This is a genomic window from Corynebacterium sp. HMSC071F07 (assembly GCF_001810285.1).
In the GTDB taxonomy this organism is placed as follows: domain Bacteria; phylum Actinomycetota; class Actinomycetes; order Mycobacteriales; family Mycobacteriaceae; genus Corynebacterium; species Corynebacterium simulans.
In genome coordinates this window covers 257,370-264,671 of the sequence record NZ_KV800694.1, presented here as the reverse complement: position 1 = coordinate 264,671, position 7,302 = coordinate 257,370, and the positions used below count along the sequence as shown (strand labels likewise).

7 protein-coding genes are annotated in these 7,302 nt (G+C 59.0%); 5 read left to right on the top strand and 2 right to left on the bottom strand.

Features of this window, described 5'->3' with window-relative positions; genetic code table 11:
* Positions 1-168: 168 nt before the first annotated feature.
* Positions 169-861: a hypothetical protein gene (locus tag HMPREF2724_RS02965; protein WP_070587051.1), complete on the bottom strand. Its 693-nt coding sequence runs from the start codon at positions 859-861 to the stop codon at positions 169-171.
* 20 nt (positions 862-881) lie between these two features.
* Here HMPREF2724_RS02965 and HMPREF2724_RS02960 point away from each other — a divergent pair, with 20 nt between their 5' ends.
* The gene (locus tag HMPREF2724_RS02960) at positions 882-3,398 is read left to right on the top strand and encodes a hypothetical protein (protein WP_246818189.1); all 2,517 of its coding nucleotides are present in this window, start codon (positions 882-884) and stop codon (positions 3,396-3,398) included.
* 29 nt (positions 3,399-3,427) lie between these two features.
* Positions 3,428-4,078 carry an MOSC domain-containing protein gene (locus tag HMPREF2724_RS02955; RefSeq protein ID WP_046646462.1) on the top strand — a complete coding sequence of 217 codons (651 nt, stop codon included), beginning with the start codon at positions 3,428-3,430 and terminating at the stop codon, positions 4,076-4,078.
* Here the strand turns inward: HMPREF2724_RS02955 and HMPREF2724_RS02950 are convergent.
* Positions 4,053-5,612, bottom strand: coding sequence for an ATP-binding protein (locus tag HMPREF2724_RS02950; protein WP_062036601.1), 1,560 nt, complete (start codon positions 5,610-5,612; stop codon positions 4,053-4,055). The two genes, HMPREF2724_RS02955 and HMPREF2724_RS02950, sit on opposite strands and share 26 nt — an antisense overlap.
* A 354-nt stretch (positions 5,613-5,966) precedes the next feature.
* Between HMPREF2724_RS02950 and HMPREF2724_RS13075 the strand changes: the two genes are divergently transcribed.
* From HMPREF2724_RS13075 to HMPREF2724_RS02940, 3 genes are read left to right on the top strand one after another with little or no spacing between them, the layout of a single operon-like run.
* Positions 5,967-6,299, top strand: a complete 333-nt coding sequence (locus HMPREF2724_RS13075) for a Fic/DOC family N-terminal domain-containing protein (RefSeq protein WP_005530810.1) — start codon at positions 5,967-5,969, stop codon at positions 6,297-6,299.
* Positions 6,299-6,754 (top strand): Fic family protein, encoded by a 456-nt coding sequence (locus tag HMPREF2724_RS13070; RefSeq protein ID WP_083306077.1) that lies wholly within the window; start codon positions 6,299-6,301, stop codon positions 6,752-6,754. Before HMPREF2724_RS13075 ends, HMPREF2724_RS13070 begins: the two co-directional genes overlap by 1 nt.
* Entirely contained in the window at positions 6,682-7,272 is a 591-nt protein-coding gene (locus HMPREF2724_RS02940) for a putative glycolipid-binding domain-containing protein (protein ID WP_210386670.1), read from the top strand. Before HMPREF2724_RS13070 ends, HMPREF2724_RS02940 begins: the two co-directional genes overlap by 73 nt.
* Positions 7,273-7,302: the final 30 nt, after the last annotated feature.

Sequence of the window (7,302 nt, the reverse complement as noted above, 5' to 3'; positions counted from 1 at the left end):
ATTTCCCAGGACTTTCCCCTCACCCGCAGACTCTTTAGCTCTTCTCCGCGCACGCGGAGGTATCTCCCGGGGTGATATGGGAGTGATTATGGATGGTTGGGCACAAACCACGCCCATACATATTTACCCACACCAATAACGACACTGTGGCACTATTCCGTAACAGTCCTAGAGCAGTTCCACAACAATTTCGGCGTTGTCCTTGTCTGATGGCGTGAGAGTACACGTCCAAGTCGAACGAACCGTAGCACCGAAACCATTTTGAGAATCAACCCACCCCGTCAAATCCCACGAATTACCATCATCGGTTTTCATTCCCTCATATTCTCCCGGGCCCTCAAACTTAGCTGTTGATGGGGACGTTAGCTTAGCTTCAACCTGGTCGTGACAATACGACCGAGCTTTAGCCTTAGACCAGCCGAGAATTTCATCATCTTTTGGCTTAGTAGTGCTTGAATCAGACCCGGCACACGCTGTAAGCATAAGTGGGGCAATGAGAATGAGGGATAAGAGTGTCTTTTTCACGTCTCTAAAGTTACCCAACTTTGTTGTGTGCGCAATGAGGGTGTCAGTCCGTTTGTGTACGGGGACTGACACCCTTATCTCAACAAATCCACCGTTAATGAGGCGCACCCCACCACCGTCACCAGTTACTGAACCATCATCACGAAACAACCCGGCATCGAGCGCTTCGTGCCGCGCGACCGCCGCAGACGCCACAGTGATGGGGACGCGCGCGGCGGTGGCAGCGAAGGCGTCGCTAAGCCGGCGTGCCTCAATATGCAGTTCATAGCCCAACACCGCCATGACCTTGCACAAGCCGCCAAAGTCCGCTACCAGCGCACTACCAACACGCTGCAAATTGTCCTATTATGGGGCAAATGAATGCGGAGACTCTGTGCTTGGAAACCACGGCAATTGACCAGTCCTCTTATCTCGAACAGGCCCCTCGCCTAAGCCTTGACCCAAAGACTCGCATCCTGGATATCGCGCTGCCAGACCTCATGGAGCACGAGCTGGAACAACCGCAGTGGCGCGTCGAATCCCACTTCATCGATCGTCCACACTCCGTCCGCGTCTTCGAAGCCGGCGAGCGTCTGCGCGTGGGCATTCCTGGCCCTTTCAAGTCCATCCAGGTAACCCTCATGGACGGCGATGAACCACTCGCGCCGGAGTTTAACTTCACCGGCATCAGCAGCGATGCGCCGTTTATCATCCACGATCAGTCCACGCTGCTCGCCCCACAGGGCACCCTGGAGGATGCCACGCCGCTAGCTATCTGGGCGGGCTGGGAGTTTGGTCCACTGCCACAGCGCGTAGAGGTGCCACAGCGCGAGCCGGTGGACATCGATAAGCAAGTGTTCTTTGAATGGGACTTTTCCGTAAAGACCTTGCCCAATGCGCAGGGCCTGGACGGCGCGCCGATTTATACGCAGTCGCCGAAGGTAACGCTGCACCAAGAAGGGGAGTGGCGCCTCGATTTGGTCTATGCGCCTGTCGACGGCGAGCAGGAAGAGATCTCCGAGCAAACCCTCGGCACCGGCATAGCAGAGGTGTTCCCCTCCGATCTCTACGAGGATCCGTGGGTCGGCCGCTACGAGGTCTCGCTGTACCACGAGGACACGCTTGTCGACGTCCGCTTTATCTCCATGGCCGAGGGCCTGCACATGCGCGCAAGGAACGAGGGCCCGCGCGGTACCGACTTCCGCTTCATCGATGCTTTGGGCAAGCACTCCGCGTTTGGTTACCTGCTCGCCTCGCCGCCGAAGAAGCCCATCGTGCTGGATAAGAAGGCACGCACTTTCCAGGAGACGGAGGTCTCCCGCCGCGAGGTAGTGGCCAGCGAGGCCGGCTACGAGCTGGAATTCGACGTCATCCCGGAGGCCCTTTTCACCCGCGTCAAACGCATCGGCTTGGAGCCGACCATCCACTACGAAAAGCCGGTCATCCTGGCAGGTCAACTGGACCAGGACGCCCAGTTCAGCGTCCATTCCCCGCGCCCGCTACCGCTAGCGAAGTTCGTCACCATCGACTCCCGCCAAAAAATCAAGGAGCTCGCGCGTACCTCCCGCACCACTCAGCCGGTGCGCAACCTGTCCGTGCCGAATGGCGCTTTGGTCAGCGCCGTGCGCAAGCAGGCTTCCTGCGAGCTGTTCCTCATGTGGTCCACGCTGTCCTACGAGGATTACCTCGCCGAGCTGCCTGAGAAGGAGCGCGCCGCGCACCTGAGCCGCAGCATGGAGCGCCGCGTGCTGGAGTATGAGGCATCGGCTTCCTCGAGCCTCATCTATGCTGCGCTGGCTACCGTCCGCAAGTCCCCATTGGCCAGCCGCGGCCTGATTGGGGAGGGCATCGAGATCGAGCAAAACCTCGAAGAACCCGTTGACCTCGTGGGATGGGCGTGGCCTTTGGCCAACCCAACCGTTGCCCCAACCCGCCTTGAGCCAAACGAGGCCGGTTTCGAAGCTCCTGAGCTCGAGGGCACTTTGCTTGTCGACGTCCGCGAGCTACAGGCTTCCTCCAACCTCGCCGCCCCGGCGCGCCCGTCGAGCGCCTCACTCGTCGTGGGCACCGACGCCGCCGAGCCGGCCTTGGCCTCGAAGGAGTGGACCCCGCTCGAGCTCTGGGACGCTTTCCGTTCCCTGCACGTGCTCTCGCAGCGCAGCCCGAACCCGCGCCTGCAGGCGATGTTCGACAGCATCATCGACAACCTCCGCCTCGACCCAGCCGCAGCCGTGCAGGCGCTGGGCCAGTCGGGTGTGAGCGTTAATCAGCAGGCTCGCTCCCTGGTGCGTACCCGTTTGTTCCACATGGACGTCGCCAGCGATAGTCCAGCAACGGATAACTACCCGGGCCTTTTGGGCGCCGTCGCGTCCGATGCCGCGCTGCCGCAAGAGCTCGCCACAGTGTGCACCTCGGGCGTCGACAGCCTGACGCGCCCGATGCTGCTCGCGGCCGCCACCACACCGAGCCCTTCGCCTGAGGTAGATGACCTCACCAGCGAGGCCGCCCGCATCGTCGCGCTGCGCGAATGCTTTGCCAACAACGGCCCGCTCGATGCCCTGGGCACCGTGGAGAAGCTGCGCAAGGATGCCACGGCCCTAACCTCGATTGTTCAGGAAGCCGGCGTGGACATGTCCGTGAGCCACACGCTCATCGCGCTGAGCGCCTTTGGCAGCGGCAACACCGCCGACGAGCTCAACGCCGCCGCGTGGATGCCGTATATCTCCTACGCCTTCGCGCTAGCTTCCCGCGCGGTGGCGCACGGCGCCATCCCGGAAAACGCCCTGCTGAAGGAGGACATGCCCATGCTTGCCGACGTCATGCCGCTCGCCCCCCGCCTCTTCTTCTACGACCTCGTGACGGCCGAAGCTCTCTTCCGCGATCGCGGCATGTGAGCGCGTGAGGTGTGCCACAATAGGTGAGCATGAAGGTTATCTCCACGAACGTCGCTGTCCGCCGCCCCGAGCCGCATGGGCGACACGAGTACACGGGCATCGATAAGCAGCCACGCCCCTTCCTGGACCTGGAGATACCTGGGCCCAACTACGGTGACGGCTCCGGCGTGGTGGGGGATTCCATCGGTGACCACGCCCACCACGGCGGTGCCGAGAAGGCCGTCTACGCTTATGCCCGCGAGGAGCTCGACTACTGGGAGGGCACGCTCAACCGCGTGCTGCGAGATGGCTACTTCGGGGAGAACCTCACCACCGAGGGGATCTCCTGGCCGAATATGCTGATCAACCAGCAGATTCAGGTGGGGGAGTGCGTGCTCGAAGTGTCTATCCCGCGCACACCCTGCGCCACCTTCTCCGGTTGGATGGACGAGCCCGGCTGGCTCAAGTCCTTCACCGAGCGCGGCGATTGCGGCTCCTACCTGCGCATCATCGAGCCCGGCCGCATCAACCCAGGCGATGAGATTACGCTCATCGGCCGCCCCGACCATGACATCACCATGGGCATGGCCTTTGCCGCCAAGATGGGGGACAAGGAGCTAGCCCGGCGCGTCGTCGACGCCGGCTGCCTTGCCGCAGTCCACCACGATCAGCTGGTTAAGCGCCTGCAGCCCCGCGGTTAGCTAGCCATTCATAGGTTGTCGCTTGTGAACCGCGCGTGCCATCCATACGCACGAATCGTGCCTTCACCAGTGACTTCAGCGCATATCGGACCTGCGCTCGAGTAAGGTTTGTGGCTGTTTCTATTTCGCCGATAGACAGCGGTTGTGCCGCCGTACGCAGCGCCTCCGCTACGCGCGGGGCGTTAACACCCAGGCGTTCCAAGGTCACTGGTGCATCCACTCGTCGTTCCGGGCCGGTGCCTGATTCCTCCTTGCGTAGTGGCTCCCAGATACGGGCCTCTCCACGAGTGTCCGGCCGCCACATCTTCACCGTAAATTGCACGCCAGAATCTATCAGGTCAGGCTCCGGTAGTCCTTGCTCTCGCGCGGCATCCAGCATGAGCTGCACGCCGCCGCCTTCGCCCTCAATAACAAAAGAGCCATCGTCTGCTTTGAGATATCGGCACAGTCTATAGAGCCGCTGGTTAATCTCCTGGCGCGCCAGATCTCTCGACTTGAGCTGTTCAACCGTCAGATCCCGTAGGCCTCCTGGACTGGAGATAACCATCTTGTCCGGTAGTAGGCGGACATCAATCGATTTACCCGCACCCAACGTATTTGGCCCAAGATCACGGTGCACCAATGCATTAGCCACGGCCTCTCGAATGGCCGGAAGGGGAAGTTCAGGAACTTCCACCATTGATCCGTCCTCTCGATATCGCCGTACGGCGGCTAAACGTTGCCTTACCCATCCCATTACCGAGTTCAACAGCACCGGAACGGGCCCCTCAAAGGTCTCCAACCCCAGCACTCGCCCGTGCTTCGAACCATTTGGTAGCCTTTGCGCCACCGTTACTGCTAAGGAGGGAAAATGTCCTTGGGGATAGAAACCCAGCGCATACAGGCCAGCAAGGGTCAGCTCTCCAGTCGCGGTCGTCACCGCTAGCGCCCGTAAGACGTCCTCATCTTGAGTAAGTCCCGATAGTCGCCGATTCTTTTTCCGCGCCTGAACCAAGAAATCTTGCACCACGTCGCTATCTAGGTCTGCAAGGCTCGTGCCTTCCACAATCGTCGTGTCATAGGACACTGCCTCTTCGGCATGCAGCTTTGCCACGTCCATCATGCGCAGCTCCGAGGCACTCATACGGTAGTCCCCATCAGCCATTCGAAGATACGCTTCTCCCCTGTAGATAGCAGGCTTATCAATAATCGGAAGACCCGTAACCTCCGCAATCACGACATGCGTGCCATCTATTGCCACACTGTCGGTATGCACTGTGACTGGAGGGGTGATGGCATGACGCGCCTGCGAGGCCAGAGCAGCCTCCATCTCCGAAGGATTCTCAATGCCAGTGACAATGAATCCTTCCTTCTCATTGACACCGAGAATGATAAGGCCGCCACTCGGCATGTTTGCGAACGCGCACAATGTCTGCGGTAGAGAGTCCGGAATGCCCCCTTGAGCGGTTTTGACCTCGACTGTTGTTGAATCACCGCCGCGCAACTCAAGCTCAGCCAATAGCTCTCTCAGCTGATTCTCGGACCAATTGTTCACGATGAATACCCGCCCTCAATGTTAACAATGACGGCTCAATGCTAACTTCATTCCTCTTCAATGACAAGAGTTCTCATTGATCTTCCCATTGAGGTGTCATTGACATTCTCATTGAGGCCAAATTATGGCCCTGAAACCCCGTATGTTTAAGCTTTATCTAGCGCATAAACCGCAATGAGTGGTTGGATAAGAGTTATCCAACCACTCATTTGCTGTCTGACGAATGGATAGCCTCTACAAGCCTCACTACGTTACCGAGAGCTGGATCCCCGAATCAGGCTCCGGCACTCCCCGGCGCGATAAGGCCGGAGGCCCTTTTTAGGTCTATGTCCCTGACCATCTTGTAAGTAAGGCATGGAGTTTTCCCCAGAGCTCACCAGCCGGGCAGCACGTATCGAGCGAGAGATCTTGGATCTCAACCGTCATGCTGCTTCTGGCCAGTTGGAGTCTGTGGCCCGCTTACTCATGCGTTCTGAGGCGATTTCTTCCTCACGCATTGAAGGTATTGCGCCCAACGTCGACAAGGTTGTCCTCGCGGAACTCGCCCAAAAGGAGGAAGTCCGCGGCTTTAAGGAAAGCGCGGAAGAGGTTGCGCGTAACCTCACCGTTCTGTGTTCCATTGAGAAGAGCTTTGCCACCGAACCAACATCTCCATCGGCCTTCTTGAAAAGCTCCAAAGAGAGTTGATGGGGGAGAAGGGCTCTATCCCCACTGGTCTTCGCACTATTCAGAACTGGATTGGTGGAAGTAACCACACACCCATTGGGGCCGAGTTCATCCCAGCGCCCCCAGGCCTAGTCCATGACCTCGTGGACGACTTATGTCTTTACCTCGATGGCGCTTCGCACGGTGCTCTCATCCAGGCCGCAATTGCTCACGCTCAGTTTGAAACGATTCATACCTTTGCAGACGGCAACGGGCACGTTGGCCCTGCTCTCATTCATGGAATTCTTCTGCGCCGCGGGCTTACGAAGTACACCATTCTGCCGGTAAGCCTCCTCCTCGGTACGCGGTCCAAATCGAAAGCTACCTGCCTTTTCGCACCATCGAGCGTTGTAAAATCCTCACCATGGAGCGCACGTATAAGTGGGAGCATGTCGAGACTCCCCTCATCCGGAACGAGGCCGCAGTTCATTTTTTAGGAGCCGGTTTGACCGCTTCCGGAGTGCAATACGGCGATGGATACGAGGCCACGTGGGAGCTGCGCGCCGCGGAGAACTGGATGACCGAACGTGTGTCGGTGAACGTTGAAGGCGACGGATGGGGGCGAAGCCTCGAGCTGTTAAGGTCCGAACAAGGCGTGTGGTCGGCGGAAACCAATGAAGAGGGCGCCCAGCCTGAAGAGCTGCCCTCCCCCGGTATCGTCCAGTCAGCCGACCTGAAAGCCGCACTCGATTGCGATCTCGGTCTGTGCCCTCTCACCAACACAATGCCTATTCGTCGCTTGACGCTGCTTGAGACTCAGGTTCCGAAAACGCAGCTGATCATGGCTTGGATTGATATACCGTCCCTCCAGGTGATCGCATCAGACCAGTACTACAGCTCCGTCGATGCTGAAACTGCCCGATATGAAAGCGGAACACGGGGAGTCGACGTCGAGTTGGAGGTCGACGGTGACGGAGTGGTCGTACACTACCCTGATCTCGCACGGCGGGGCTGATCCGGAAAAAACGCTAACTAAGCTGGGCGG

What these genes read in the sequence shown, in the direction of transcription:
- HMPREF2724_RS02940 (WP_210386670.1), top strand. Translation starts at nt 6,682, where the DNA reads ATGGAGCGCACGTATAAGTGGGAGCATGTCGAGACTCCCCTCATCCGG.
- HMPREF2724_RS02960 (WP_246818189.1), top strand. Translation starts at nt 882, where the DNA reads ATGAATGCGGAGACTCTGTGCTTGGAAACCACGGCAATTGACCAGTCC.
- HMPREF2724_RS02955 (WP_046646462.1), top strand. Translation starts at nt 3,428, where the DNA reads ATGAAGGTTATCTCCACGAACGTCGCTGTCCGCCGCCCCGAGCCGCAT.
- HMPREF2724_RS13075 (WP_005530810.1), top strand. Translation starts at nt 5,967, where the DNA reads ATGGAGTTTTCCCCAGAGCTCACCAGCCGGGCAGCACGTATCGAGCGA.
- HMPREF2724_RS13070 (WP_083306077.1), top strand. Translation starts at nt 6,299, where the DNA reads ATGGGGGAGAAGGGCTCTATCCCCACTGGTCTTCGCACTATTCAGAAC.